Source organism: Rhizobium sp. PRIMUS64 (genome assembly GCF_023006465.1).
In the GTDB taxonomy this organism is placed as follows: domain Bacteria; phylum Pseudomonadota; class Alphaproteobacteria; order Rhizobiales; family Rhizobiaceae; genus Rhizobium; species Rhizobium leguminosarum.
On record NZ_JALBGX010000089.1, the window covers coordinates 1 to 26,864 of the forward strand.

General features: G+C 61.1%; 28 protein-coding genes and 2 pseudogenes. 14 read left to right on the forward strand and 16 right to left on the reverse strand.

Annotated elements, in window-relative coordinates:
• The 8 genes and pseudogenes from MOV76_RS27135 to MOV76_RS40380 all read right to left on the reverse strand — a co-directional run.
• Nucleotides 1–838, reverse strand: an 838-nt coding sequence (locus MOV76_RS27135; RefSeq protein WP_247265683.1) for an ABC transporter ATP-binding protein, incomplete at its 3' end; no start/stop codon positions are given.
• A complete protein-coding gene (locus MOV76_RS27140; protein ID WP_247265684.1) occupies nt 835–1,779 on the reverse strand; it encodes an acetamidase/formamidase family protein in 945 nt (314 codons plus the stop codon). The genes MOV76_RS27135 and MOV76_RS27140, both read right to left, overlap by 4 nt.
• Nucleotides 1,780–1,840: 61 nt before the next feature.
• Nucleotides 1,841–3,460, reverse strand: coding sequence for an ABC transporter substrate-binding protein (locus MOV76_RS27145; protein WP_247265685.1), 1,620 nt, complete (start codon nt 3,458–3,460; stop codon nt 1,841–1,843).
• Nucleotides 3,461–3,485: 25 nt separating this feature from the next.
• Complete coding sequence (locus MOV76_RS27150; protein ID WP_247265686.1) at nt 3,486–4,406, reverse strand: ABC transporter permease; 921 nt, start codon at nt 4,404–4,406, stop codon at nt 3,486–3,488.
• Entirely contained in the window at nt 4,406–5,254 is an 849-nt protein-coding gene (locus tag MOV76_RS27155) for an ABC transporter permease (protein WP_017996436.1), read from the reverse strand. Before MOV76_RS27155 ends, MOV76_RS27150 begins: the two co-directional genes overlap by 1 nt.
• Entirely contained in the window at nt 5,254–5,835 is a 582-nt protein-coding gene (locus MOV76_RS27160) for an ANTAR domain-containing response regulator (protein ID WP_247265687.1), read from the reverse strand. The genes MOV76_RS27155 and MOV76_RS27160 overlap by 1 nt, the downstream gene beginning before the upstream one ends.
• Nucleotides 5,832–6,965 (reverse strand): transporter substrate-binding protein, encoded by a 1,134-nt coding sequence (locus MOV76_RS27165; protein WP_247265688.1) that lies wholly within the window; start codon nt 6,963–6,965, stop codon nt 5,832–5,834. Before MOV76_RS27165 ends, MOV76_RS27160 begins: the two co-directional genes overlap by 4 nt.
• 252 nt (nt 6,966–7,217) lie before the next feature.
• Nucleotides 7,218–7,358, reverse strand: a pseudogene (locus MOV76_RS40380) (putative quinol monooxygenase); the annotation flags it as partial.
• A gap of 114 nt (nt 7,359–7,472) precedes the next feature.
• Here MOV76_RS40380 and MOV76_RS27170 point away from each other — a divergent pair.
• Complete coding sequence (locus MOV76_RS27170) at nt 7,473–7,724, forward strand: MafI family immunity protein (protein ID WP_131609730.1); 252 nt, start codon at nt 7,473–7,475, stop codon at nt 7,722–7,724.
• 144 nt (nt 7,725–7,868) lie between these two features.
• Nucleotides 7,869–8,333, forward strand: coding sequence for a hypothetical protein (locus MOV76_RS27175; RefSeq protein ID WP_131605521.1), 465 nt, complete (start codon nt 7,869–7,871; stop codon nt 8,331–8,333).
• Between the two features lie 64 nt (nt 8,334–8,397).
• Here MOV76_RS27175 and MOV76_RS27180 read toward each other — a convergent pair whose 3' ends face one another.
• Complete coding sequence (locus MOV76_RS27180; protein WP_131646952.1) at nt 8,398–8,982, reverse strand: DUF1349 domain-containing protein; 585 nt, start codon at nt 8,980–8,982, stop codon at nt 8,398–8,400.
• A 227-nt stretch (nt 8,983–9,209) separates the two neighbouring features.
• Between MOV76_RS27180 and MOV76_RS27185 the strand changes: the two genes are divergently transcribed.
• The 6 genes and pseudogenes from MOV76_RS27185 to MOV76_RS27210 all read left to right on the forward strand — a co-directional run bounded on the left by MOV76_RS27185 (nt 9,210) and on the right by MOV76_RS27210 (nt 16,304).
• On the forward strand, nt 9,210–10,736 hold the full coding sequence (locus MOV76_RS27185) for an ABC transporter substrate-binding protein (RefSeq protein WP_131605523.1): 1,527 nt from the start codon (nt 9,210–9,212) through the stop codon (nt 10,734–10,736).
• A gap of 80 nt (nt 10,737–10,816) precedes the next feature.
• Nucleotides 10,817–11,758, forward strand: coding sequence for an ABC transporter permease (locus tag MOV76_RS27190; protein ID WP_165505469.1), 942 nt, complete (start codon nt 10,817–10,819; stop codon nt 11,756–11,758).
• Entirely contained in the window at nt 11,758–12,627 is an 870-nt protein-coding gene (locus MOV76_RS27195) for an ABC transporter permease (RefSeq protein ID WP_247265689.1), read from the forward strand. The genes MOV76_RS27190 and MOV76_RS27195 overlap by 1 nt, the downstream gene beginning before the upstream one ends.
• Nucleotides 12,628–12,662: 35 nt before the next feature.
• A complete protein-coding gene (locus MOV76_RS27200) occupies nt 12,663–13,175 on the forward strand; it encodes a RidA family protein (RefSeq protein WP_131605525.1) in 513 nt (170 codons plus the stop codon).
• Nucleotides 13,176–13,243: 68 nt separating this feature from the next.
• A pseudogene (locus MOV76_RS27205) lies at nt 13,244–14,436 on the forward strand (aminotransferase class V-fold PLP-dependent enzyme).
• A 32-nt stretch (nt 14,437–14,468) separates the two neighbouring features.
• Complete coding sequence (locus tag MOV76_RS27210) at nt 14,469–16,304, forward strand: ABC transporter ATP-binding protein (protein ID WP_247265690.1); 1,836 nt, start codon at nt 14,469–14,471, stop codon at nt 16,302–16,304.
• Nucleotides 16,305–16,335: 31 nt separating this feature from the next.
• Here MOV76_RS27210 and MOV76_RS27215 read toward each other — a convergent pair whose 3' ends face one another.
• Nucleotides 16,336–17,550 carry a polyhydroxyalkanoate depolymerase gene (locus MOV76_RS27215; protein ID WP_018448597.1) on the reverse strand — a complete coding sequence of 405 codons (1,215 nt, stop codon included), beginning with the start codon at nt 17,548–17,550 and terminating at the stop codon, nt 16,336–16,338.
• Nucleotides 17,551–17,672: 122 nt separating this feature from the next.
• Between MOV76_RS27215 and MOV76_RS27220 the strand changes: the two genes are divergently transcribed.
• From MOV76_RS27220 to MOV76_RS27230, 3 genes are all read left to right on the forward strand, one after another.
• A complete protein-coding gene (locus MOV76_RS27220) occupies nt 17,673–18,326 on the forward strand; it encodes a glutathione S-transferase (protein ID WP_018246594.1) in 654 nt (217 codons plus the stop codon).
• A gap of 114 nt (nt 18,327–18,440) precedes the next feature.
• Complete coding sequence (locus MOV76_RS27225) at nt 18,441–19,259, forward strand: bifunctional allantoicase/(S)-ureidoglycine aminohydrolase (RefSeq protein WP_247265691.1); 819 nt, start codon at nt 18,441–18,443, stop codon at nt 19,257–19,259.
• A 19-nt stretch (nt 19,260–19,278) separates the two neighbouring features.
• Nucleotides 19,279–19,812 carry a GNAT family N-acetyltransferase gene (locus MOV76_RS27230; RefSeq protein ID WP_193444116.1) on the forward strand — a complete coding sequence of 178 codons (534 nt, stop codon included), beginning with the start codon at nt 19,279–19,281 and terminating at the stop codon, nt 19,810–19,812.
• Nucleotides 19,813–20,617: 805 nt separating this feature from the next.
• Here MOV76_RS27230 and MOV76_RS27235 read toward each other — a convergent pair.
• Complete coding sequence (locus MOV76_RS27235) at nt 20,618–21,178, reverse strand: hypothetical protein (protein WP_065277786.1); 561 nt, start codon at nt 21,176–21,178, stop codon at nt 20,618–20,620.
• Nucleotides 21,179–21,388: 210 nt separating this feature from the next.
• Between MOV76_RS27235 and MOV76_RS27240 the strand changes: the two genes are divergently transcribed.
• The 3 genes from MOV76_RS27240 to MOV76_RS27250 all read left to right on the forward strand — a co-directional run bounded on the left by MOV76_RS27240 (nt 21,389) and on the right by MOV76_RS27250 (nt 23,388).
• Nucleotides 21,389–21,628 carry a hypothetical protein gene (locus MOV76_RS27240; RefSeq protein WP_247265692.1) on the forward strand — a complete coding sequence of 80 codons (240 nt, stop codon included), beginning with the start codon at nt 21,389–21,391 and terminating at the stop codon, nt 21,626–21,628.
• A gap of 110 nt (nt 21,629–21,738) precedes the next feature.
• Nucleotides 21,739–21,912, forward strand: coding sequence for a hypothetical protein (locus MOV76_RS27245; RefSeq protein ID WP_247265693.1), 174 nt, complete (start codon nt 21,739–21,741; stop codon nt 21,910–21,912).
• Nucleotides 21,913–22,137: 225 nt separating this feature from the next.
• Nucleotides 22,138–23,388: a hypothetical protein gene (locus MOV76_RS27250; protein WP_247265694.1), complete on the forward strand. Its 1,251-nt coding sequence runs from the start codon at nt 22,138–22,140 to the stop codon at nt 23,386–23,388.
• Nucleotides 23,389–23,687: 299 nt separating this feature from the next.
• Here the strand turns inward: MOV76_RS27250 and MOV76_RS27255 are convergent, their stop codons facing one another.
• The 5 genes from MOV76_RS27255 to MOV76_RS27275 all read right to left on the reverse strand — a co-directional run.
• The gene (locus MOV76_RS27255; protein WP_130748329.1) at nt 23,688–24,092 is read right to left on the reverse strand and encodes a type II toxin-antitoxin system VapC family toxin; all 405 of its coding nucleotides are present in this window, start codon (nt 24,090–24,092) and stop codon (nt 23,688–23,690) included.
• Entirely contained in the window at nt 24,089–24,355 is a 267-nt protein-coding gene (locus tag MOV76_RS27260; protein WP_065277717.1) for an antitoxin, read from the reverse strand. The genes MOV76_RS27255 and MOV76_RS27260 overlap by 4 nt, the downstream gene beginning before the upstream one ends.
• Nucleotides 24,356–24,579: 224 nt before the next feature.
• A complete protein-coding gene (locus MOV76_RS27265) occupies nt 24,580–24,798 on the reverse strand; it encodes a hypothetical protein (protein ID WP_003547964.1) in 219 nt (72 codons plus the stop codon).
• A 60-nt stretch (nt 24,799–24,858) separates the two neighbouring features.
• On the reverse strand, nt 24,859–25,704 hold the full coding sequence (locus MOV76_RS27270; protein WP_247265695.1) for a pirin family protein: 846 nt from the start codon (nt 25,702–25,704) through the stop codon (nt 24,859–24,861).
• Between the two features lie 96 nt (nt 25,705–25,800).
• Nucleotides 25,801–26,864: 2Fe-2S iron-sulfur cluster-binding protein (locus MOV76_RS27275; RefSeq protein WP_247265696.1), on the reverse strand; the 1,064-nt coding region annotated here is incomplete at its 5' end.

Below are 26,864 nucleotides of genomic sequence, written 5' to 3' on the forward strand. Positions count from 1 at the left end.
TGATGCGCGGCGGACGGTCGGTGCCGGCAAGCGCGCCGAGCCGCGGGACGGCGGCCAGCAATTGCTGCGTATAGGCCTCCTTCGGCCGCTGGAAGACAGCGAGCGCCGTTCCCTGCTCGACGATCCTGCCATTCTGCATGATGACGACGCGATCGGCCATTTCGGCGACGACGCCCATGTCGTGGGTGATCAGGATGATCGAGGCGCCGAATTCGCGCTTCAACTCGCGCATCAGCCGGAGGATCTGCGCCTGCACGGTGACGTCGAGTGCCGTCGTCGGCTCATCGGCGATCAGCACCTTCGGCCGGCAGGAGAGCGCCATCGCGATCATCACCCGCTGGCGCATGCCGCCGGAAAGCTCGTGCGGATATTGCTTCAGTCGCCGGGCCGGCTCGGTGATCTGCACGGCGTCGAGCATCTTCAGCGCCACCGCCTCGGCATTCTCGCTGCCCTGGTGCGCGCGGATGGCCTCGGTCAGCTGGTTGCCGACCGACATGACCGGGTTGAGCGAGGTCATCGGCTCCTGGAACACCATGGCGATATCGCCGCCGCGCACGCTGCGCATTGCCCGGTCGGAAAGCGTGAGCAGGTCGCGCTCGCCAAGCAGCACGCTGCCGGAGGCGACCCGCAGCGAGGCCTTCGGCAACAGCCCCATGATCGACAGCGAGGTGACCGACTTGCCGGAGCCGGATTCGCCGGCGATGCAGAGCGTTTCGCCGCTTGCAAGCTCGAAGCTGACATCCTGGAGCACCGGCTTGCGGCCTTCGGGTGTGCGGGCATCGACGCTCAGATTGCGAAGGCTGAGCACCGGTGCTGCGGCGGGCATGGCTTCGTTCACGCGAACACGATCCTCGGGAAGTAGAAGGAAACCACCCAGTTCGGCTGGTCGACGATCTCGCTGATCCGGAGATCGCCGCAGACCGAGCAGAGCAGATAGGCATCGATGGCGCTCATGCCGTGTTCGGCGCCGAGAAGATCGATCATGCGCATGACGCTTTCGCGCGCCCCGGTCATCAGATCAGGGCCGATGCCTGTCGTGACTTCGTAGCCGGCGCCGTCGAGATGGCGGGTCACCGGTTCGGTTGTGGTGAAGCGCGGCGTCTGCAGCTTGGCATCCTTGACGAGCTCGATCGTCGCTTCGACGTTCATCTGGCTTTCGATCGCCGTGCCGCAGACTTCGCCATCGCCCTGGGCGGCATGGGTATCGCCGATCGAAAACAGCGCGCCGTCGACCTCGACGGGCAGATAGAGCGTCACGCCGGCCGTCAGGTCGCGGATGTCCATGTTGCCGCCGACGCGACGTGGGGGAACGACGGAATGGGTGCCGGGCTCGGCGGGTGCGACGCCGATCGTGCCGGCAAAGGGCTTCAGCGGCACGCGGCCGCCCGGGCCGTAAAGGGCAGGCACCATGCTGTTGGCGTCATAGGACCAGACATGCAGCGCCGGATCCGTGAACTGGTCGGCAAGCAGGCCGAAGCCTGGGATATTGGCCGTCCAGCCGACGCCCGACGGAATGAATTTCCGCAGCGTCACCTTCAGTGCGTCGCCGGGCTCGGCGCCTTCGATATAGACCGGGCCGGAGACGGGATTGATCTTGCCGAAATCGAGTGCGTTCAGCGTTTCCAGGCTCGCGTCGCTTCCGAGCTGGCCACCCGATGAATCCATGCATTCGAAGTGGATCGTCTCGCCGGGCTTGGCGACGACGGCGGGGGCGAAATCCTTGTTCCAGCCGAAATTATGCTGGGCGCGGTGAATGGTGTGGGTGCAGGCGATGCACATGTCATGTCTCCCTGAAATTATGGCCTTCCCGGCTAGCGCCGGGAAGGCTTGATCCTTGGGTCTATTGCTTGACGTAGATCGCATCGTAATTGATGACGCGGGTCGGATCGATGTAGATGTTGTCAGCGCCGCCCATGCGCAGCGACTTGGCGACGACGCGGCGTTCGTTGATGACAGGGATCCACGGCGCATCGGCCATGATGTCGGTAAAGATCTTGCCCCAGGCGGCGGTGCGCTCGGTCGCCTTTGCCGGATCGGACATGGAGTCGGCGGCAACGGCGCGCTTGTCGAGATCGGCATTGCAGTACCATGACCAGTTCCAGCCGCCCGGAACCGCGCCGGCGCAGCCGAGGATCGGGCCGTAGAAGTTGGACGGATCCGGGAAGTCGGCGATCCAGGCCATGCCGCCCGACCAGATCATCGGCGCTTCGCCTTCGGTGCCGCCGGCCGAGATGACGTTGGCCTGGGCCAGCGCCCGGACTTCGGCCTTGACGCCAACGGCGGCCAGATCCTGCTGGATCGCCTGGGCGATACGCGGCTGCGGATCGGTGTTGGTGGAGTAGAGCACGGTCTCGAAGCCATCGGGATAGCCGGCTTCGGCCAGCAGCGCCTTGGCTTTCGCCACGTCATAGGCATAGCCGGTGAAGGACTTGTCGTAGCCCGGCATCAGCGGCGGCAGCGGCTGGTTGGCAGGCGTTGCGCGACCGTTGAGGATGCGGGTGATGCGGTCCTTGTTGATCGCCATGTTCAGCGCCTGGCGAACCTTGACGTTGTCGAAGGGCTTCACCTTGGTATTCAGCGTGATGTAGCCGGTGTGCAGCTGTTCGCCGTCGACGATCATCTGCGCGCCGTCGGCCGAATTCTTGATTTCGAGGAACTTGGCCGGCGGAATGCCATCGCCGGCAATATCAACCTCGCCCTTCTGCAGGCGCAAGAGCGCCACCAGCGGCTCCTGGCCGACTTCGACCTTGAAGCTGTCGATATAGGGAACGCCCTTGACGAAATAATCCTTGTTGCGTTCGAAAACGAGCTGCTGGCCGATCGTCCAATCCTTCAGGATGAAGGTGCCGGAGCCGACCGGCTTCTTGCCGAAGTCGCCGGCGGCCGCCTCGACGGCTTCCTTCGGCACGACCGAGGCGAAGTTGATCGCAAGCACGTGCAGGAAGGTGGCGTCGGGGCGCGAGAGGTTGAAGATGACGGTGCTATCATCCGGCGTCTCGATGCCGGAGAGCGTCGTCGTCTTGCCGCCGGTTTCTTCCTCGAAGCCCTTGATGGCGCCGAAGAAGCCGGCGCCGGGGCCTTGCGTCTTCGGGTCGACGGCGCGTTCGATCGAATATTTCACGTCGGAGGCGACGACCTCGCGGCCGTTCGAGAACTTCACGCCCTTGTGCAGCTTGAAGGTATAGGTCAAGCCATCGGGCGAAACGGTGAAGCTTTCGGCAAGCGAGGGAACCGGGTTCGGCGTGCCGGGCGCATAATCCATCAGGCGGGAATAGAGGCTCTTGATCATCGACCAGTTGACCCAGTCGTAGCCGATCGCCGGGTCGAGCGTGGTGATGTCGTCCTTGTAGGTGACGACGATATCGCCGCCCTGCTTGGGCGTTTCCTCGGCCATGACGGACAATGGGGCGAGCGCCACCATCGTTGCCATGGTCGTCTGTTGCAGCCAGCGTTTGAACATCTTGGTTCCCCTTCTTTGGTTGCTGTCAGCGTGTGCGGATGCGCGGATCGATGACCGGCGCGACGAGGTCGGCAAGCAGATTGCCGATGATGATGGCGAGCGCCGACGTCAGCGTGACGCCCATGATGATCGGGATGTCGACCTGCTGGATCGCCTGCCAGGCGAGCTGGCCGATGCCGGGCCAGCCGTAGACCGCTTCGACCACGACCACGCCGCCCATGAACTGGCCGATATCGATGCCGATCATGGCGATGATGGGCAGCACCGCGTTGGGCAGTGCATGGCGCAGGATGACGCGCTTCGAGGAAAGGCCCTTGGCGCGCGCCGTGCGGACATAATCCTGGTTCAGCACGTCGATCATCGACGAGCGCACCATGCGGGCGTACCAGCCGGCGCCGCAGATGCCGAGTGTGACGGCCGGCAGGACGAGGTGCGAGAAGCTGCCGTAGCCGCTCATCGGAAACCAGCCGAGCGTTGCCGCTAAGAGGTAGAGCAGCAGCAGGGCGACGAGAAACTGCGGCGCCGAGGTACCGACAAAGGAGGCCATCATCACCAGCCGGTCGACGAAGCCGCCGCGGCGCACCGCGGCGATGGTGCCGAGCGTCAGGCCGAGCACCACCTCGACGACGATGCCGGCAAGCATCAGTGTCAGCGTCGCCGGCAGGCGGGCGGCAATCAGCGTCCAGACATCGGTCTTCTGCGCATAGGAGCGGCCGAGATTGCCGTGCAGCAGATTGCCGAGATAGGTGCCGAACTGGACCAGCAGCGGCTGGTCGAGGCCGAGCTCATGGCGGATGTTGGCGACCGTCTGGGCCGTAGCGCTGCGGCCGGCGATCATGCGAGCCGGGTCGGCCGGAAGAGCGTAGAGCAGCACGAAGGTGATTGCCGCGACGCCGAGCAGAATGAGAGCCGCTTGCAGCAGCCGGCGGAGCATCAGGAGACCCATCAGCCCCTCCCGCGCTGGGTCGGGTCGAGAATGTCGCGCAGCGCGTCGCCCACCAGATTGAAGGAAAGCGCCGTCAGAAGGATGATCGCGCCGGGAATGAAGACCAGCCAGGGGGCGGCCTGGAAATAGCTTTGGCTCTCGAAGATGATGTTGCCCCAGGAGGGCTGCGGCGGCTGGACGCCGACGCCGAGGAAGGAAAGTGTCGCTTCGAGCAGCACGGTGGTGGCGATGCCGAGCGTTCCCCAGACGATTGCCGTCGGCACGAGATGCGGCAGGATATGCATGAAGAGCACACGCATGTGGCCGGCGCCGAGCGAGCGTTCGGCCATGATGAAGTCGCGCTCCACCAGGCCGCGCGTCTCGGTATAGACGATGCGGGCGACCTGCACCCAGTTGACGAGCGCGATCACCATGGCGACGATCCAGAGGCTCGGCTTCAAAAGGGCTGCCAGCACGATGGCGAGCAGCAGCGCCGGAAAGGCCATCATCAGATCGGTGAAGCGCATCAGGATGTTGCCCGGCAGCCCGCGAAGATAACCGGCAACGATGCCGACGAAGAGGCCGATCGCCACCGCGATGCCATTGGCGACAAGGCCGATGATCAGCGAGGTGCGGGCGCCGAAGAGCAGGCGGGAGAAGAGGTCGCGGCCGAGCGTGTCGGTGCCGAGGAGATAGGGACCGCCCGGCGGCAGCGGCGCGCCTTCGAGCGAGAGGCCGTCAAACATCTGTTCGTCGGGGCTGAACGGCGCGATCCACGGCGCTGCAATGGCGAGCCCGATGACGAGTGTAACGACGATCAGGCCGAAGAGGGCCGTCGGCTGGCGGATCATCTGTTTCAGCACATGCATCAGCCCGCCTCCGGCAGAGGTTCGGCACCCGCCAGGATGAAGGCCGCTATCTGCTCCATCGGCAGGCGGCGGCGCATGGCACAGTTGCGTAGGATTGCGTAAGCGCTCTCCTCGTCGATGCCGCGTGCGGCCTGAAGCTTTTCGACGGCGGCGTGCACGAGCGGTCGCAGCCGGACGCGCTCCTCGAGATATTGCAGCTTTTCCGCAGTCGCCTTGCGCTCCTGATGAATGGAGACGGCCATGACAAGCGCCGGATAGACGGCCGATGTGGCAATCGGCTTGGCGATGATCGCGCCGGCACCCTGTGCGAGCGCCCAGGCGATGCGGCCGGGCGCTTCCGAACCAAGCAGGGCGACGACGGGGCAGGCAGGCGTTTCGCCGTTCCAGGGCAGCAGATCGTCCCAGCCCTGGTCGGCATCGACGATGACGAGATCAGGCAGTGCCGCGGCCGAAAGCGGCGCCCATTGCAGCATTGCATGGATGCCGAGTAGGCGAAGCTGGCGGATCAGCTTTTCGGTGTTGCCGTCCTCGCGATGCAGGACCATCGCCTGCCAGCCGGTAAAATTGGGTGTCTCTCTCATGACACCACCCTCAGCCGCGGCAAGGCCTGTCGGTTGCGGCCGGTCAAGTAGGGGTCGGCGGCGAGCGGCGGCCGCGAGGCGACGACATCGAAGCCGTTGTCGGCGTTGATCCGGCCGAGATGGAAGGGCAGGGCGGCATGATTGGTCTCGCGGTCGATCGAAAGCGCGCCGAACAGCGTCGGCCAGGATCTATTGTAGAGCTCGCGCCGGACGGCGTCGGGCTCGTCACCGCCGGCAGCGACGATCGCGTCGACGCAGAGCCGGACGGTGGTATAGGCGCTGGCAAAGACGCTGGAGACACGCCGCTCCGCGCCGTGATGCTCGGTGACACGGGCCTTGAAGGCGGCATTCTCGGGGGTCGCGATACTGTCGAAATAGGAAGCGGCGCAAAGCTGGCCGGCGGCGGCACCGGCGGCGATATCGTCGAGCTCGCATTCCATCAGGTCGCAGCTCACGACCGGGCAGTTTTCCGCGCGGAAGGCCGGGTCGCGATCACCGAGGGCCTTGATCGCCTCCAGGAAAGCGTAGCTTGAGGGGCCGATCAGATTGTTGAGGATGAAGCTCGGGCGGCGTTGCGCGATCTCGGCGACGATGCGCTCGACGGCGGTTTCCTCAAGCGGAAGATAGCGTTCGCCAAGCACCTCGCCGCCGGCATTGGTAATGAGTTCGCGGGCGAGCCGGTTCATTTCCCAGCCCCAGACATAGTTGGCGCCGACGAGATAGGGCCTTGCGCCGTAACGCGGGATCAGGTGCTCGAACAGCGGCAGCAGATGCTGGTTCGGGCAGCCGCCGACATAGATGACGTTCTCGTTGGCTTCGAAGCCTTCATAGGGGCACATATACCAGAGCAGGCCGTCATGTTTCTCGACGAGCGGGATGACCTCCTTGCGTGCCGCCGAGGTAATCGTGCCGACGATATGGCGACAGCCGGTGCGCAGAAGATGGCGCGCACCGTCGAGATAGGCGGCAAGATCGGCATGCGGGTCGAAGAAGACGGGCTCGATCGCCAGCCCGTCGACGCCGGCATATTCGGCCATCGCGAAATCGGCACCGTCGCGCGCGTCGCGGCCCATCGAGCCGTAGGGTCCGGTGGTCGAAAAGAGGATGCCGATTTTCAGCGCGTCATTCATGAAGTGACCACATCAAAAACCCCACGACGCTGGTCCCATCGAGCGATGAGGCGTCATGGGGCGAAACTGCCCAGAGACTATCGGAGTCATGTCAATGCGGCAGGCCGTTTGCCTATTCCGCAGGCTTGAGTAAAATACAGGCAGCTTATCTTTGTCAAGTGTGCTGCGCTGCACTCGCAGTCATTTGATCTTGTTCTTGCGGTAGGGCCGCGAAAGGACGCCCTATCTTGAACAAATGTTAGATCACTTCGAGACATCCCAGCGCAGATTGTCGGGCTCAGCTCGGCAAAGCGGTGCCATACCCACAAGCAATGTTCGTAGCTCTGCAGCCTTGCCAAGGTGGGCAGTGAGGATGGCAGTGATTTTCGAAGCGAGGGGTTTGACAGCGGGGATCGCCGGCTATTCAATTCGCCGAGACTCTAAGCCCGGTAGGTGAAGGTTCAGTGATAGGTAACCGGATATTGCTATGGCGCCGCTTCGTTACCCACACTCTTGAGGTGCGGATGGATGGAAATCGAGAAGCGACTAATTGATTTGATCAGTGATTTTAACGGGCGGTTAGCGGGGGAAGATATTCGCGAGTACATATCCCTTGCGGAGCATAATGAGTGTGTGGTTGCGTTGGAAAATCTATGCACGCAGTTGCGCGAGTATGATGTGGTGCTGGCTCCGGAGGAACTGGCGAACATTCAGGCGCTGGCAAATGAGATGAATCTAAAAGCAGATACCTGGGCGTTTCTCAAGTACCCCAGATCTTGATGCTCATACTGCGTGTGCCTACCTGGTGCATGGAGTGCTAAAGCGCTGAAGCGGTTGCCGCACCCGAGTTGATGAGCTTGATGACAAATCCTCATTTTTCCAACGAAATGCCTCACGACGAGAGGAAGTATTCTGGGTCTGGATATGGCTAAGCGCATAAAGATTGGTAACCTAATTCAGATTCTAACGTCGAGAGGCGTTTGCTACGCCCAAGTGACTCATCAGCATTTTCGCTACGGATACCTGCTTCGCGTGTTTGATGGTTTTCACAGCGACAGGCCCAATAATTTCGGCGAAGTGGTCACCTCTCCCGTGTTATTTTCTGCCTTTTTCCCCGTCCAAAAAGCAGTTGGCGAAGGCCTAGTGGCAAATGTCGGAAACAGTAGCGTCACCGATGCAAATTCCGTCTTTCCCACCTTTCGGACCAGTGCCCGGGATAGGGACGGGCGGCGGGGGCCTTGGTGGTTGTGGAATGGCGAAACGGAAGTGATGCTGACTCGAGGCCTTTCTGATGAGGAAAAGAGATATCCGGTCCTCGGTATCATCAGCGCACCCTTGCTGGTTGAGCGAATTGAGAAGAGTTATCGAGCAGAGACTCATGATTTGTAGTTTTGCGTCGTCGGGTTATATTGTTGGGGCTTCTAAATGCGACCTGAGCGCATTCCGGAACCCCCTAACTCAAGTCATGCAACTCCGTCGTAATCGCCGCCCCAATCGAAAACTCTGAAAAGCGCACCCTCAGTCCGCTGCGCTCCGGCGTGCAGGCGGCCGGCCCAACCTCGTAGTGCGCGGCGGCGGGGAAGGGCGCTAACCGCAGCAGCGGCCAGCGGCTGCCGTCGCGGGAAGCCTGGATGCGCATTGCGCCGTTGGCGACGGTGACGCGGATGCGGAAATCCTCCAATTCCTTGAAGGGCTGCGCCACGGACCAGTCGGAACTGCCATCGGTGACGACGGTGCTGAGGAAGGCTTCGCCGTCGGTGAATTCGACGCCTGTTTTCACCCAGCGTTTCTCGTCAATGCGCACCATCAGGCCGGCCTGGTCGTAGAGCGTGCGGAATTCGCCCTGGACGCGGATTTGAGCGGTGAAGCCATCGGCCGTGGGAAAGGCGAGGAAATGGCCGCTGTCGCGGGTGAAGCCGTAATGGGTCTCCCGCCAGAAATCGGTTTTTTCATCGGTCGTCAGGGTAAGGCCGGTTTCGTTCGCCAGCCAGTGTGCCGGCTCGTTCAGCCATTTTCCGTCGTTGAAATCGATGCTCATCCTGTTCTCCCGTTCCGTTGAAGGCTCACTGCAGGGCGATTGACCCACCTTGGCATAATGCGCGGTCTTGGTGCAGGCGGGCGCAGCCGAAGATTGTGTGTTTTCCGGCGTCCCGGTATCCGCCGCGAGCATAATCCGTCGCCCGTGCTTGACAGGATCGATCCATCTCCTATTCTGTTACAAAAAGATGAATTACATAATTGTGGAACTAAATCGGGAGCCATCACATGAAAACATTGGTCGCATTCCTTCTCGGCACCGCGCTCGTCGCCCTGCCTTCGACGCTCCTTGCCCAGGAAAAGGGTGGTGTCATCAACGTCGCGACGATCGGCGAACCGCCGACGCTCGATCCGATGTCGTCGACGGCCGATCTGGTCGGCATCGTCACTCAGCACATTTTCGAAACGCTCTACACCTTTGACAAGAGCTGGAATGTCACGCCGCTTCTGGCCGAAAGCCTGCCTGAGATCAGCGCCGACGGCAAAACCTATACGATCAAGCTCAGGACCGGCATCAAGTTCCACGACAATACCGACATGACCTCGGAAGATGTCGTCGCCTCGCTTGGCCGCTGGATGAAGATCGCCTCGCGCGGCAAGCAGGTGGCCGGCTTCATCGACAAGATCACCGCGGTCGATCCGGCGACCGTCACCATCACGCTGAAGCAGCCCTATGCGCCGCTGACCTCGCTGCTCGCCTTCAACAATTCGGCGGCGATCATCATCCCGTCCGAAAAGCAGGACGAGCCGATGAAGGACTTCATCGGCACCGGTCCCTATATGCTGAAGGAGCGCAGGGCCGACCAGTATATCCAGCTCGTCCGCTTCGACGGCTACAAGTCACGCGAAGGCGACAGCAATGGTTATGGCGGCGCCCGCCATCAATATCTCGATGAGATCCGCTTCGTGCCGGTGCCCGATCCAAACACCCGCGTCGAGGCCGCTATTTCCGGCCAGTATGATTATGTCGACTCCATTCCGGTCGAATCCTACGACAAGCTGAAGGCCTCCACCGCCTCGCAGCCGATCATCCTGAAGCCCTTCGGTTATCCGGTCTTCGTCTTCAACACGGCCGATGGCATCAACAAGAATGTCGAGGTCCGCAAGGCGATCCGCCAGGCGCTCAGCATGGAAGACATGCTGGCCGCGGCTTTCGGCAGCAAGGATTTCTACGCGCTCGACGGCGCCATCTATCCGAAGACCTTTGCCTGGTCGACGGATGCTGGCGTCGAGGGCGCCTATAACGTCGCCGATCCGGAAGGGGCGGCCGCTGCCGCCAAGAAGGCCGGTTACAACGGCGAACCGATCCGCATTCTGACCAGCCGCCAATACGAGTTCCATTACAAGATGGCGCAGGTCGCCGCCGAATATCTGAAGCTTGCCGGCTTCACCGTCGATATGCAGGTTGTGGACTGGGCGACGCTGACGCAGCGCCGCACCGATCCGAAGCTCTGGGATATCTACATCACACATAGCCCGTTCCTGCCGGAGCCGGCCCTCATCGGCTCGCTCTCGACCAGCTCGCCCGGCTGGTGGGATACGCCGGCCCGCAAGGCCGCCGTCGATGCCTTCACCTCGGAAGTCGATCCGAAGAAGCGTGTGGCGCTCTGGGCCGATGTCCAGAAGGCCGTCTATGCCGACGCACCCTTCATGAAGATCGGCGACTTCAACGCCGTCTCCGCCGAGTCGACCAAGCTCGAAGGCGTCGATCCGGCTCCATGGCCGTATTTCTGGAATGCGTCGATCAAGAAGTAAGAGTCGCCATCGGTACCGGCCATTCCTGACCGGTACCGGTCTTCTTTTTCGCAGCATCTGCAAAGGTTTGCCAGGCATTCATGATACGCTACATCCTCCAGCGCCTGTTCGGCATGATCGTCGTGATGTTTCTCGTCGTCACGATCGTCTTCGTCATCGTGCGCGTGACGCCGGGAGATCCGGCCGCCGTCATGCTCGGGCCGGATGCGACGCCGCAGGATATTGCCGATCTCAGGTCCCGGCTCGGCCTCGATCAGTCTCTCGGCCTGCAATATGTCTATTACATCGGCCAGCTGCTGAAGGGTGATCTCGGCCAGTCGATCTTCCTCAATATGCCTGTCACCTCGGCCTTGCTCGACCGGGCCGAGCCGACTTTCTTCCTGACACTGTTTTCGCTTGCGATTGCCAGCACCATCGCCTTGCCGATCGGCATCTATGCCGCCTATCGGCGCGGCTCCTTCGTCGACCAGGCGGCAACGACGCTTGCGATGTTTGCCGCCAGCATTCCGAGCTTCTGGCTCGGCCTGATCCTGATGCAGTTCTTCGCGGTCAGGCTCAACCTCTTCCCGGTCTCAGGTTATGGCGGTCCCGGCTCGACCTTCTTCGAGCGGATGTATCACCTGACGCTGCCCGCCTTTGCGCTCGGCATCGTCTCCTCGGCGCTGATCCTGCGTTTCACCCGCGCTTCAATGCTCGATGTGCTCGGCGACGACTATATCCGCACGGCCCGCGCCAAGGGGTTGATCGAGCGCCGGGTGATCCTCAAGCACGCATTGAAGAATGCGCTGATCCCGATTCTGACGGTGATCGGCCTGACGGCAGCGGTCCTGATTTCGGGCGCCGTCGTCACCGAAACCGTCTTCGGCCTGCCGGGCGTCGGCAATCTCGTCGTCTCGGCGGTTCTGCGCCGCGACTATCCGGTCATCCAGGGGGCGCTGCTCGTCATCGCCGCGCTCTACGTGCTGATCAATTTTGCGATCGACATGCTTTATCTGTTGATCGATCCGAGGGTGCGCTACTGATGGCCGATATCGCAATCAAGTCAGTCGAGGGCGAGGGCAGCAAATTCGCTAAGCGCCTGCTCAAACGCAAGACGGTCGCCTGCGGCCTGCTGATCCTGACGATCTTCGTGCTTCTGGCGGTCTTCGCGCCTGTTGTCGCACCCTATTCGCCGTCGAAGCTTTCCATCGCCAACCGGCTGAAGCCGCCGGGCGGCACCTTTTTCTTTGGCACCGACGAGTTCGGCCGCGACGTCTTTTCGCGCACGATCTTCGCCGGCCGCCTGTCGCTGCTCGTCGGTGTTGCGGTCGTGACCCTGTCGGCCGTGATCGGCGTGACGCTTGGCCTGCTTGCCGGCTTCTTCCAGAAGCTCGATACGCCGATCGCCCGGCTGATCGACGCGATGATGGCGTTTCCGGATATTCTGCTGGCGATCGCGCTCGTCGCCGCCCTCGGCCCGTCGCTGACGACTGTCATCATCGCGCTGTCGATCGTCTATGCGCCGCGCCTTGCCCGCATCGTCCGCGCGTCGACACTGGTCATTCGCGAACTGCCCTATGTCGAGGCGGCAAGGGCGCTCGGCATTTCCACCTTCCATATCATGACGCGGCATGTGCTGCGCAATCTGCTGTCGCCGATCCTGGTGCAGGCCACCTTCCTTTTCGCCAGCGCGATGCTTGCCGAAGCCGGCCTGTCTTTCCTCGGCCTCGGCGTCAGCCCCGAAATCCCGACCTGGGGAACGATGATCGCCGCCGGCCGCCAGTATATCGGCCAGGCCGACTGGATGACGCTGTTTCCCGGCGTCGCCATTATTCTCTCCGTGCTGTCGCTGCAGATGGTCGGCGACGGCCTCCGGGACATGCTCGATCCAAGACTTCGCAAGGATCTTTAATCTGCCGACCAAGCGTCGGCCCAATCGAAATTCGCATGACAGGAGTTTGCGTGAATCAGTTTCCTACCGCCGCCGGCAAGGTCGAGAACTCGCCTTACGAACGGCTTGCCGCCCTCGGCATTACGCTTCCGCCGCCACCGCCGCCGATCGCCAATTTCGTGACGCACGTAGTCGAAGGCAACATGCTCTACCTCTCCGGCCAGGGACCGCGCGAGGCCGACGGCTTCATGCATGCCGGCAAGGTCGGCGCCGGCGTCAGTGTCGAGGAGGCCTACGGTCATGCGCGGCTGACCGGCATCAACCTGCTTGCAGTCATGCATGACGCGCTCGGCGATCTCACCCGGGTCAAGCGGGTGGTGAAACTGCTCGGCATGGTCAATGCCGTGCCTGAGTTCGAGGATCATCCGAGCGTCATCAACGGCTGCTCGGATCTGCTGATCGCAGTCTTCGGTCCGGCCGGCGAACATGCTCGCTCGGCTGTCGGCTTCGGCTCGCTGCCCGGCAACATCACCGTCGAGATCGAGGCGATCGTCGCCTTGCACGGCTGATGGGAGCTCGACACACTTGATCGACCGCCCCATGTTTCGTTTTTCGACCCAGAATCCTGGAGATCTCCATGTCCACTGATATCCGCCCGTCGCTCGGCCTGCGCCCTGTCATCAATGTATCGGGCACGATGACCAGCCTCGGCGCATCGATCGTCGTTCCCGAAGCGATCGAGGCGATGGCATCGATCCTGCCTCACTTCGTCGAGATCAACGATCTGCAGCGCAAGGCAAGTGGCGTCATCGCCCGGCTGACCGGCGGCGAGGCGGGCTTCGTCACCGCCTCTTGCTCGGCCGGCATTTCGCTCGCCGTCGCCGGCGCGATCACCGGCAACAATCTGCTGGCGATCGAGAGGTTGCCGGATGTCGTGCCGGAGAAGAACGAAGTGCTGGTGCAGATGGGCCATGTCGTCAGTTACGGCGCTCCTGTCGACCAGGCGATCCGGCTTGCCGGCGGCAAGGTCGTGCTTGTGGGGCAGGCGACCTCGACGCATCGCTTCCACATGGAAAATGCCATCACCGACAAGACGGCAGCTGCCGTCTATGTCGTCTCCCACCATGTCGTCGACTACGGCCTGTTGAACCTCAAGGAATTCGTCGAGATCGCCCATGCCAAGGGCGTGCCCGTCATCGTCGATGCGGCCTCGGAATATGACCTGCGGATCTTCCTGGAGCAGGGGGCCGATATCGCACTCTACTCCGGCCACAAATTCCTCGGCGGCCCGACTTCGGGCATCGTTGCCGGCAGCAAGGAGCTGGTGCGCCACGCCTTCCTGCAGAATATGGGCATCGGTCGCGGCATGAAAGTCGGCAAGGAGAGCATCTTCGGTGTCATGGCGGCACTCGAAGCCTGGGAAAATCGCGACCATGCCGGCATCCGGGAACGCGAGACCAGCTATCTCAACCTGTGGAAGCGCACGCTCGACGGCCGCCCTGGCCTCACTGCGCTGATCGAGCCTGACCCGACCAACAATCCGCTCGATCGGCTGCGCCTGATCGTCGATCCCGAGCCCATATCACCGCCTGGGATCTGGCGGATGCGCTTGCCAAGGGCAGCCCGCCGATCATCGTGCGCGATCACGAGGTGGAGCACCGCTATTTCTACCTCGACCCGTGCAATCTGCACCCGGGCGAGGAGACGATCGTCGCGGAGCGCCTGGCGCAGGAACTCGACAAGGCGCGCGCCTCCAACGAGATCATCGCAACGCCGATCGAGAACCGCAGCAGGCACCGCTTCGACGGTGCGCTGCGCTGGCCGGATTGATCCGCCGCTTACCCGTCGCAAAAGGAACCGACATGGCCAGTGCCCAAATGCAACCGATCCAGACGACGACCGACGTTCTTTCCGTCGAAAGGCTGACGACGTCCTTCCTGGTGGACGGCGTCTGGAAACCGGTCGTGCGCGATGTTTCCTTCACGGTGGCGCCAGCGGAGACGGTGGCGATCGTCGGCGAATCCGGCTCGGGCAAGAGCGTCACCTCTCTCTCGATCATGCGGCTGCTGCAGGCGGACACAAGCCGTGTCGAGGGCCGCGTCATGCTCGGCGGACGCGACCTGCTGGCATTGCCGGAAAATGCCATGCGGCAGGTGCGCGGCAACGAGGTGGCGATGATCTTCCAGGAGCCGATGACATCGCTCAATCCGCTCTTCACCATCGGCGAGCAGATTTCCGAAGCACTGCTCTGCCATTCCGACATGAGCAGGGCCGATGCCAAAGCCGAGACGATAAGGCTGCTGGAAAAGGTCCGCATCCCCTCGGCCGCTTCGCGCTTCGGCGAATATCCGCATCGTTTCTCCGGCGGCATGCGCCAGCGGGTGATGATCGCCATGGCGCTCGCCAGCCGACCGAAGCTATTGATTGCCGACGAGCCGACGACGGCGCTCGACGTGACCATCCAGGGCCAGATCCTCGATCTCATCAAGATGCTGCAGGACGAGGAGGGGACCTCCGTTCTCTTCATCACCCATGATATGGGCGTCGTTGCCGAGATCGCCGACAGGACGGTGGTGATGTATCGCGGCGAACAGGTGGAAAGCGGCGCCACCGCCGATATCTTCCACCGTGGCAAACATCCCTATACCAGGGCGTTACTATCAGCCGTGCCGGTGCTCGGCTCGATGCAGGGCCGGCAAAGGCCTCTGCGCTTCCCGGTGGTGAATACGGCAACGGGTGAATCCGACATTCCCGCCGAGGCCGCCGATACCGTCGCTGCGACGCCGGTCCTGCAGGTGAAGAACCTCACCAAGCGCTTCGACATTCATTCCGGTCTCTTCGGCCGGCTGACCAGCCGCGTGCACGCGGTCGAAAACGTCTCCTTCGATCTTCATGCCGGCGAGACGCTGTCGCTCGTCGGCGAATCCGGTTGCGGCAAATCGACGACCGGCCGCGCCATCATGCGCCTCATCGAACCGCAGGCCGGTTCCGTTCTGGTCGAGGGCAGGGAGGTGCTCGGCCTCGACAGGAAGGATCTGCGCGAGATGCGCAAATCCGTGCAGATGATTTTCCAAGATCCCTTTGCCAGCCTCAATCCGCGCATGACGGTCGGCGCAGCGATTGCCGAACCCTATCTCGAACACAGGATGGGCACTCCAAAACAGGCAAAAGATGTCGTCGCCGACCTGCTGGTGAAGGTCGGCCTGTCGGCGGATATGGCCGCGCGTTATCCGCATGAATTTTCCGGCGGCCAGCGCCAGCGCATCTGCATCGCCCGCGCGCTTGCCTTGCAGCCGAAGGTCATCGTCGCCGATGAAAGCGTCTCGGCGCTCGACGTTTCGATCAAGGCGCAGGTGATCAACCTGATGCTGGATCTGCAGCAGAGCCTCAACCTTGCCTTCCTGTTCATCTCGCACGACATGGCGGTGGTCGAACGCGTCAGCCACCGGGTGGCGGTGATGTATCTCGGCGAGATCGTCGAGATCGGCCCACGGGCCGCGGTTTTCGAAAATCCGCAGCATCCCTATACGAAGAAACTCATTGCGGCAGTGCCCGTGCCCGATCCAGACCGCCGCCACGAAAAGCGGATGGTGGCGAACGACGAGATCAAGAGCCCGATGCGCCCGGTCGACTATCAACCCGCGAACGCCTCCTATCGGGAGGTCGGGCCGGGGCATCTGGTGATGGCCGATCGGTAGACTTGCCATCGCATTTCGGATTTGGCGGGCACTATTCCATCGCCAGGATCATGTTGCGCACGACGGGGTAGATTTCCCCCTCCCAGCGGCGGCCGTTGAAGACGCCGTAATGTCCGACATTGGCCTGAAGATGATGGCGCTTCAGATGCGGGCGCAGCGCCCGACAGAGATCGTGCGCGGCCGAGGTCTGGCCGAGGGCGCAGATATCGTCGCGCCCACCCTCGACGGTCAAAAGCGCGGTGTTGCGGATCTGGCCCGGATCGACCTTGCGGCCATGGTGGGTCAAGTCGCCGGTTGCGAGTTCCGCTTTCTGGAAGACGCGTTCGATGGTCTCGATGTAGAATTCCTCGGTGAGGTCGAGCACGGCGAAATATTCGTCATAGAAATTCTTGATCTTGCCGGCCTCGGCGGTCTCGCCCTTGGCCAGATGGTCGTAAAGCTTGCGATGAGCGTCCTGGTGGCGCTCCATGTTCATCGACATGAAGGCGACGAGCTGGAGGAAGCCGGGATAGACGCGCCGTCCGGCGCCCCGATAGCGCCAGGGAACAGCTGCGATCAACGAATTCTCGAACCAGGCGAGCGACTTCGACACCGCAAGCTCGTTGACCTTCGTCGGGCTTTCGCGCGGGTCGATCGGCCCGGCCATCAGCGTCATGGTGCGCGGGGTGGCGGGATGCCGCTCTTCCGACATCACGGCAACGGCGGCCAGCGCCTGTACGCAGGGTTGGCAGACGGCGAGGATATGAGCACCCGGACCGATCTCCTCCAGGAAGCGGATGATATAGTCCACATAATCGTCCATGCCGAAACGCCCTGCCGACAGCGGCACGTCGCGGGCATTGGCCCAGTCGGTGATATAGACGTCGTGATCGCGCAGCAGGGTCTGCACGGTGCCGCGCAGGAGTGTGGCGAAATGACCGGAGAGCGGCGCGACGACCAGCACCCGCGGTCGCGGCGCGTCTGTTTCCGCCGCAAAGCGCAGCAGCGTGCCGAAGGGCATGTCGAGCACGGTCTCGACGGTGACGGGCGCCATGCGGTTGCCGATCATCGCCGAGGTGATGGCGAAGTCTGGACGTTCGTGGGTGATCTCGAAGCGTGATATCATCTCCAGCGCAGCGGCGAAGTGCCGGCCCATACTGCCGACAGGTTCCCAGAACGCTGTCGCAGAGAAGATCTGCAGGCGCCGTGCCAGATCGCGCAGGGGCGCGATGAGATCATCCTGGAACTGATAGGCCTGATAGAGCATGGCCGAAATCTCCCGCACTGCCGCATCGATGCGGCGGTGCAAAAAATGCTAGTGGAATATGTCCTGCCATGCGAGAAGATTATCGAGGAAGAAGCAACATTGTCCGACAAGGATAGAGCCCCATGTCGCAGGCGGCACTGACGATTTCCTCGAAGAACTACTCCTCATGGTCTCTGCGCGGCTGGCTGCTGTGCCGGATGGCGGGGCTGGACTTCGCCGAAGTCCTTGTGGAGCTGGATGACGAGGCGCGCCAGGAACTGCTTCTGCTTTCACCGTCGGTTCTGGTGCCGAGGCTGACCCATGACGACGTGACGGTCTGGGACACGCTGGCGATCGCGGAATATCTCCACGAAGTGGCGCCCACTGCCGGGCTCTGGCCCGCCGAGCGCGCGGCGCGCGCCCGCTGCCGGTCGGTCTCGGGTGAGATGCATTCGGGTTTCCACAATCTGCGCTCGGCATTGCCGATGAACCTCAAGGCGCGGCATGCAAGCTTCAAGATATTCTCGGGCGCGCGGCCCGATGTCGAGCGCGTCAAGGCGATCTGGACCGAATGCCTCGAGGCAAGCGGCGGGCCCTGGCTGTTCGGGACCGCGCCGACCGTGGCCGATGCGATGTACGCGCCGGTCTGCACCCGCTTTCGCACCTATGCGGTGGAGTTGGAGCCGCGGCTTGCAGCCTATGTCGAGACGGTGCTGTCCTGGCCGCTGATGGGCGAATGGACCGAAGGGGCGTTGGTCGAGCCGGACGAGATCGTCGAGCTGGAAGTCGAGTTCTGACGGAAACGCGGCCGGTCGGCTCCGCATCGATTTTCACGGTCGAATTAAGAGTTGCCTGGAAGGTGAGCCGCGCATAAAGCAGATGCAGTGCCAAATGCCGCGAAGCCTGGACCGATGAACAGAGATTATTATTCCAAACTCGGCGGATTGCCGCCGCAAACCGAACTGCTTTCCAGTAAGGCCGTTTTCACCACCGCCTATGCGGTCATCCCGCGCAGCGTCATGACCGACATCGTCACCAGCGTCCTTCCGCATTGGACGGGGACACGGGCATGGGTTCTCTCCAGGCCGCTCTCCGGTTTTTCCGAGACCTTCTCGCAATATGTGATGGAAGTTCAGCCAGGCGGCGGAAGCGATCGGCCGGAGCCCGACAAGCGGGCCGAAGCGGTTCTGTTCGTCGTCGAAGGCGAGATGGCCGTGGAATTCGGCGGCGTCAGCCATGCGCTCCGGGCCGGTTCGTTCGCCTATCTTCCGGCGGGTTCGGCCTGGCGCCTGGAAAATGGCGGCTCGACGGCGGCAAAATTCCACTGGATTCGAAAGGCCTTTCAGGAGGTCGAGGGGCTGGAGCCACCACCGGCGATCTTCACGCACGAGGACGATCATGCCATCTCGGCGATGCCGGACACCGATGGACGCTGGGGGACGACCCGGTTCATCGATCCGGCCGATGTCCGCTACGACATGCACGTGAATATCGTGACTCTGGAGCCGGGCGCCGTGATCCCCTTCATGGAAACCCATGTCATGGAGCATGGTCTCTATGTGCTGGAGGGCAAGGCGGTTTATCGGCTGAACCAGGATTGGGTCGAGGTCGAGGCCGGCGACTTCATGTGGCTGCGCTCTTTCTGCCCGCAGGCATGTTACGCGGGCGGCCCGGGCCGGTTCCGCTATCTGCTCTATAAGGACGTCAACCGTCACATGACGCTCTGGTAGGATCTATCGCAGAGGGACGATGAAGCTCGAAAGCGAACGTCTGATTTTGAGGCCCTGGCGACAGGATGATCGCAAACCCTTCGCTGCGATCAATGCCGAACCCGACGTCGTCAGATATCTCAATCCTCTGACCGACGAACAGTCGGATGCGATGCTCGACCGCATCGACCTTCACTTCGAGGATCATGGCTGGGGGTTCTGGGCGCTGGAGGAGAAGGCAAGCGGCGCGTTGATCGGCCTCTGCGGCCTCAACAATGTTTCGCCGGCTTTGCCGTTCGCCCCGGCAGTCGAAATCGGTTGGCGGCTTTCAGCGTCTCGCCACGGCGCCGGATATGCGCGCGAGGCCGCGGAACGGTCTCTCGACTTTGCGTTCAACGCGCTGAAGCTTGACCGCATCGTCAGTTTCACAGTGCCCGCAAACAGCAATTCCTGGGGTTTGATGAGACGGCTGGGGATGAGCCGGATCGGTGAGTTCGATCATCCCAATTTGGCCGAAGGGCATCCGTTGCGCCGTCACGTGCTCTACGAACTGCGATCATCAAACGATATGTGACCAACCCACGCGTCGACATCAACCGCGGGGATCGCGCTCATAGTTACGCAACTTATAAGTGTAAAAGTGGCGTAAGATATCTTATGGAACTATAGGCGTCTGCTTGGTCTTGGGTTGATATCGCACGGGTCGGAAAAACCGGGAAATGTGACGGTAGCCTCCAACCCTCTGCTTAGTCAGTTGATGAATAGAAATGCCGCAAGACAGACCATCACGCAACGATGGGCTGGTCCGAATTGATTGGAAATGCGCCGACAAAAATTGCGGGAAAGTACGTGCCACAAAAGCCGATTAGATCGCCTTGTGCCTACGCCAGCCCAGACCGCTGGCCCAAATCACTCGCTACGCCAATGATCACAACAGCGGGCTGAGTTCCTTAGTTGTCCTAGTTCTTTTCGCGCTGCTCGGTCATCCTGACCTTGAGCTTTTTGTGATCGCGTCGGTGGCCGATAATGATCCTTATTGGGTGCGGCTCGAAGTCTGCGCCCAACCCCGCTCCTAACGGAACTTGCCATCAAGCTGAGTTTCATTGGGCAACGGGCTTCGAGTACGCGGTATCATTGCGCTTTAGTTCGGCTTGGGATTTCAAATCAATTACGCGTGGTTCCAAGCTTCTAGCGGAGCCATTGGTATCGATCCGGTTGTCGTGGCGGCGATTAGACTTGGTCTGGTTTTGTGTTTCCTTCCTCGGCTGCTCAAAAGTTCGCGGAATCGGCGTAGCCGCCACTAGGCGACCCCTCTGCCGTGGACGTGTTCGATAGCGGCGGGAGATGGAACACGCTACGCAAACGCCGTGGAGCCAGGCCTACCAGATCACCTTGGAAAGTTCGGAGAGGACATCGTTGCCATAGCTCTCGTCTTTGATGCTGAACTCAGCCTCGCCAGACACGAGATTGAAGTTAAAATAGACTTCAGCCTGATCTTGTCCGAGGAAAATCTTGGTGGTGTACCAGTCTCCAGGACCGCCGCCGAAACCGCCTCCCGAGGAGCGGATGGTCGGTGGTCCGAGAAATGCTATATCGAACGCTAGCGTGTCCTGTTTGGCGTCTGAAAGGCGAAGATCGCTCGCTTCCAGGGCTTTGCCCAGTTCGGAAAGGAAATGCGTGGGGCGCGGCCCGCCTGTGACATGGCGGAACATGCCATGCGACTCGCTCTTTAGTTCGATGGCGAATTTCGTTTCGTCGTCGCCCTCACCATACGACGCCATCAAAGCGAGGTCATCGGCGTTCGACTTAACGGGCAGCGGTGTGATCTTGAAGGCAAGCGACCCCGGAGACCGGCCGTCGGTAACCTGATCCTGTGCGTATACGCCGCCCGACAACGCAGCGCCTGCAAAGACTATCAGGGCGGAGCGTCGGCTGATCATGTCATTCTCCTGAGAAAGAAACTGCGGCCGCTGACATAGCACATCCTCCTTGGCTCCGTCGCGGACCGCATGGAGGTTCATTCGGGGCCTGCCCTGCGGGTAACTGGCGGTTCACCATCTCACTAAAGTATGTGTGAAGCGATGCGCCGGTCTAGTTGATTTCAAAGGGATTTCAGGCTGAGGTGAACGCTTCCACTCTAAGGCTTCAGTATGCCGCGCTACGAAATACAAGCACTTGAGAACGGGATGTGGTCGGTCATGGATCGCCAGACCGGCAAGCCAATCGCCGACCGTGAGGGGGCAAGCGAACGGACGAGGGTGGAAGCCCAAGCCCTGGCTGATTTCCGCAACGGCATGTTGATTCCTCCCGCAAAGGAGCGGATTTCCTCCAGTCTCGAGAAGATACGTCGCGCCTGGGAACTGCTCTCTGGGAAGCGCCAGCCACGGTAACCCGTCCGCATAGTCCCCAATCCGACCCTCTCAGCAATGTTCCGACGCCGTTTCAACAAGATGACGGGCGACCGGTCGGGAGGAGCGTTAACCGACCCGGAGAATGGTAAATGCGAAAGATTTTAGAAGCGTTTCGGGTCGAAGGCCGCAATGGCACTATGGTCGCCGTCGAAGGATCGACCGATCTCCCTACGGCAGTAGGCTTATTGCGAGATTACATGTTCCTGGCAAAGAAATACGTGAAGTCGCAGCTTACAAGGACCGGCTTCGTCCCAGCCCATTGAAGGAGTCGTCAACCGAGGGCTTCCTATTAGTTGGATTGGATAACTCCGAGATCAAAGACGGCACGATGGTTGAGATAAGCAGCCACACCGACTAGCCATTGAATCGTAATCCGGAACGCACCGCCATACGAGCGAGCGCGTGCCTCTTGAGAAAATCCCTAGATATTTACTGGTGCCCGTATTCCGTTTCGAAGCAGGCGGGCCAGGTTCCATAAAGGGAAAGCGATGAAATATGCACCGTCGGTAGTTTCTTTCGTCATGGGTGCCGTGATTGCGGCTTTTGGCGTCGATGAAGCAGCCATCGCGACTCCAGAACGAATAGGCTGTTATGGCGACAACTGGGGTCCCACCCTCGAGATGCTTGAGCCAACGCCCACCGGTCCATTGACGTTCAAGACCCTGCGCTGTCTGCCGATCCCAGAGGGTTGGCCGAGGATCATTCCACCCTCCGTTTCGCCGAACGCCCACTTTGTGGCCGCCTTCGGTTTCTCGAAGGGTTTTTGGCTCGGTGATGTAACGCGAGGCGGGCGCGCCAATACCACTACCGAAAGACTTCCAGGAGACCTCCTTTCAAGGACGGACCCTTTCGCCTGGCTTGATGACTCGTCCGCGGTCATCGGGGTCAAACATGAGATCACGGTGCTCAGCGGCTCCGCGCGCGGCACCCTGCGACCGTATCTGTTCGCGCTGGACGGTTCGCAGATAAAATTGTCCGAACTCGTTCATCCAAACGGTCCACTTGATGAGATTTACTGGATTGGCGGTTCGGGGCTGGCGCTTGCCGGGTTCGGAACCAAGGGAATCTTCGGGGAGCCGGAACTCGGAGATCGTAAGCCGACGCTAGCCTTGGTTGATGCACGCACCGGAACGATCCTGCAGTCGGTCGAAAAGGACAGCATTCCGGAACTGTCCGATCAAAAAATCATTCAAGCCGTCACATCACGGATCGACGCATTCGGCAAAGCGCATGTATTGATCGCCTGGGCACCTGACAAATGGCTGCTCTGGGTCCAGGGGCAATCACCGCGCGTCGTTCCGAGCGCATCGACTACTTGGTTGACGCCGTTCGCACTTTCAAGCGATGCCTCGAGCGTTTTGATCATGGCCAATCTTAGCGCAACGGGTTCAATTTGCGAATTTGGAGCCTCCTGCCCCCCACCGACACCGCAATCCGGAACAATTGCCGAGTTGAGGGACGTTGCAACCGGCCAGGTGAAATGGACACTCTCGGGTACCGCATTAAATTTCTCGCAAAGCGCAGCTCCGGCAGTCAGCCCGAATGGTCGCTACGGTTTGATTTCACTGCCGGACGGGAAAAGCAGTGCGATCGCACTGATCTCGATGGACACGGGCAAAGTCATTCAGAAGTTTCAACAGCCAGGTTGGGGTCCGATAGGGCTGTCATTCTCGCCGGACAGCAAGTTCGCTGTCGTCGCCGCAGGCACGACGATGGCCGCTTTCGGGATAGATAAATGAACGGGGACGAGAGTATCTCAACCGGGAAAATCTCGCCGGCAGAAGTCTCGTGGGATCGATTGGCTTACCCGTAGTTTCTGGCGTCGAGGTCAGGAGACTGCTTCGCCGGATGTGCGCCAACACGAATGAGGTTCGCACGGCCAGTCTCCGTAGATACTTCTTACGCTTGCGTGTCAGTTCGCGATCTCTGCGACAGAACCCGAAATGATCTTCGCGCTAACCTACCTGGCTATGACCGGATTGTGAAACTGATGCAGAGGGTTGCCATCGGGAATCTCCCGATCGGGCCTGTCGCCCTTTCAAATCAACCAGTTTTCGACCTGCAAAGCGCGGATACGCATGAACTCGCCCATGTTCGCCGTCACCAGAACTGCTCCGAGGGCAGAGGCGTGGGCGGCGATGAATAAGTCATTTGGACCGATAGGCTTGCCAGCAGCCTCCAGTTCAGCCCGGATGCCACCGTATTCAGCATCGGCGGGCAGATCCAGCGCAAGCACCGGTATGCTGCCAAGGATGGCTTCGATCTGTGCTAGAAGTTTCGGTGATCCCTTCTTGGCGCACCCGTAGCGCAACTCCGACGCCGTGATAATGCTGACGCAAATTGCATCGGGCCCAACCTCGGCGATGCGTCGGGTGATTGTGCCCATCGGGTTTCGAGCAAGCTCCGAGACGATATTGGTGTCCAGCATGTAAAGCCTGCTCACAGGTCGATTTCCTTCACAGGAAGCAGGGTATCGTCGACATCAGGAAACTGATCTTCAGGACCAAGCGGCTCCAAACCAGCCAGAACTTCCAGGAGGTTCTTCCGGTGCACAGGCTCTATAATGAGCCGATCGCCGTCGCGGTGGATCATCACTCGGTCACCGGGTAGCTCAAAGTCAGCCGGGATTCGTACAGCCTGACTCTTGTTGTTTCTGAAAAGCTTGGCCTCCCGCTGGGGAATAGGCTCTTGACGTCGATTGACCACGTCGGACTCCTATGTATATACACATGCATATACATGGCATCGGCGGAGATTTCAAGTAGGATCGGGGTCTTGTGACCTCCGCTGCTTTTGAAAAGGCTTGGCGCGGTTCGTGGTTGAGATTAGAAATCATCGAGTGAAATGGGATAACATCTCACAGAATCTATCTGAGGTCCGGAAGGTGTTGTGCTAACCACGTAACCCGATCTTTGCCGGAGTTTTATTGGTCAGGCCGTTCGTCCAAGGGTGGAAAGTGCATCCTGCAGTCTGAGCGCCGCCAGTGCCTCGGTTGCCTCATCCGAAGACCATCCCGCTTCCAGCGCCGCAGACAGGACCAGCGATTCCGTTTGAAGCTCAAGCTTCTCATAAAGCGGCTCGATGGCTTCGCGCGCTGTTACCACGTGCTGGTCTGGTGGGGTGATGGGTGTGGCGGCAACCGTAGGCATGAAATGCTCCTCCTATTGAACGCTAAGGTTCGAAACCCGTTCGGGGCATCCTTGTTCCATTCATATCGCCTTTTCGGTCTTCGAGCGGCGATGCGAAAGATGACGACGCCACATATGGCGAAATTTCCTCCATCGCAGGAACGCGCGAATGATGATTGCCGGCGGAATCTTCTTGTGGTCGCCGACAGTCCCCTGCCTGGTGATAGATGCGTTCGGGTCGAGCAGAAACGCGACCAACGTGCTTGCACTCTGCGCCTCTACTTCGAGCTTGTCATCAGATAAATGCAGCCCCTGTTCGCCTTCGGCGAACGTCTGCTTATCGACGACAACGGAACCGCTAAAGACATAGAAATAGAGGTCTCGGCCTTGTTTCTGCGGGAATTCCACCCGTACGCCCGCGTCCATCCGCATGTCGAAGACGTCGATCGCGCTGCGGACATAGAAGGGGGCGCCCTCTCCTTCCGGCCCGACCAGGTGTCGCCAGACGTTTGCCGCGGCAGCTGGCATCGGCCCGTGCTGGATCTTCGGCTCCAGATCGACCGCATAAGGGCGAACGAGGATCTGCAGCATCCGCAGAGGCGGATCGGATGCCAGCGTCTCTTCGGAATGCCAAAAGCTTTTTCCGGCATTCATCACCATCAGATGGTCACGGTCGATCACCAACCGGCCAGCGGCCTTGTCGTCGTGACGCATGACGCCTTCGGGCACCCAGGAAATAATTTCGTCGTTGCGGTGCTCGTGCATGGCGATCAGGCGGCCAGGATCGAGGATGGATTCAACGACCATGGCGAGAGGGCCTCGGCCATGATCGGTCGGCTTGGGCTTCAACCACCCTGGCATGTTGATGTGCGCGACGAAGCCTCCCATATCCCGCACCACGAATGTTCGTTCGCCCTTGAGCAGCATCGCATCCTCCATGCTTGCAAGGCAGTGACGACACCGGGCCATTACCGCGCCGTGCGTCGTGAGCAAGAGTCACGGTCGGCCCCGTTCGTCCAGGCGTTACAAATCAATCACGATGTCGCCCTCAGGTTTTGAGCAGCAAATCAGCACATTGCCATCCGCCGGAGCATCGACAGGCTCCGGCCGGTAGCCGACATTTCCCTCCACAAGTCCGGTCTCGCAAGTGTGACAGACGCCAGTTCGGCACGACCATCGCACAGGCACATCGCAGGCCTCGGCCAGTTCGAGCAAGCTCTGGAATGTCGGCTCCCAGCGCACGTTGAGACCGGTGCGGGCAAATGACACCAACGGCCCCGAGCCTGGGAGCCCGGCAGGCAAATGTGGTGGCCGGCGAGATGAAGCAGCTATGCCGGGGGTCATCGCAGGACCGGCTCCGAACATCTCGGTGTGGATGCGATCCGGCGCGATGCCCAAGGCTGCAAGGCCGACGGTCAGATCGCTCATGAAGCTCGACGGTCCGCAGACATAGACGTCACAATCGCGTGGCAGGTTGAGCGACTTGAGCGCCTGCGCATCCAGGTGGCCGCGAGCGTCGAAATCTATATCGGGCCGATCCTCAGGGTCGGGAGAGCTGTAGCAAATATGGCTGTGATGGTGAGCGAGCGCCTTGAGCAGCCTGCGCGCCTCCTCGGCAAACGGATGTTCGCGGCCATTGCGGGTTCCATATAACCACCAGACCTCCCGCGTCGATGCTTCGGCCGCCAAAACATGAAGCATCGCCAGCACCGGCGTCACTCCGATCCCGGCACTCATCAGAACAACCGGCGTATCGCCTGGCCGCAATGTGAAACTGCCGCGGGCGGCACTTGCCTGCACGATGTCGCCAACCTGCAGCTCGTCGTCGATGTAGCCGCTGGCAGCGCCATCGGCCTCCCGCTTGACGCTGACGCGGTAGCGGGTGGCGCTGGGCTCGCCTGACAGCGAATAGCTGCGCATCAGCGCAGGCGCCGAAGTCGGCCCGAGCCGCAGCACCACGAACTGCCCGGGGAGTGCGGCGGCAACAGGTTGGCCATCCGCCGGTTCGAGCACGAGGGAAACCACGCTGCCGCTTTCGCGCACCTTGCGCGACACACGCAGCGGGCGGAACCCGCGCCATGCCGGAG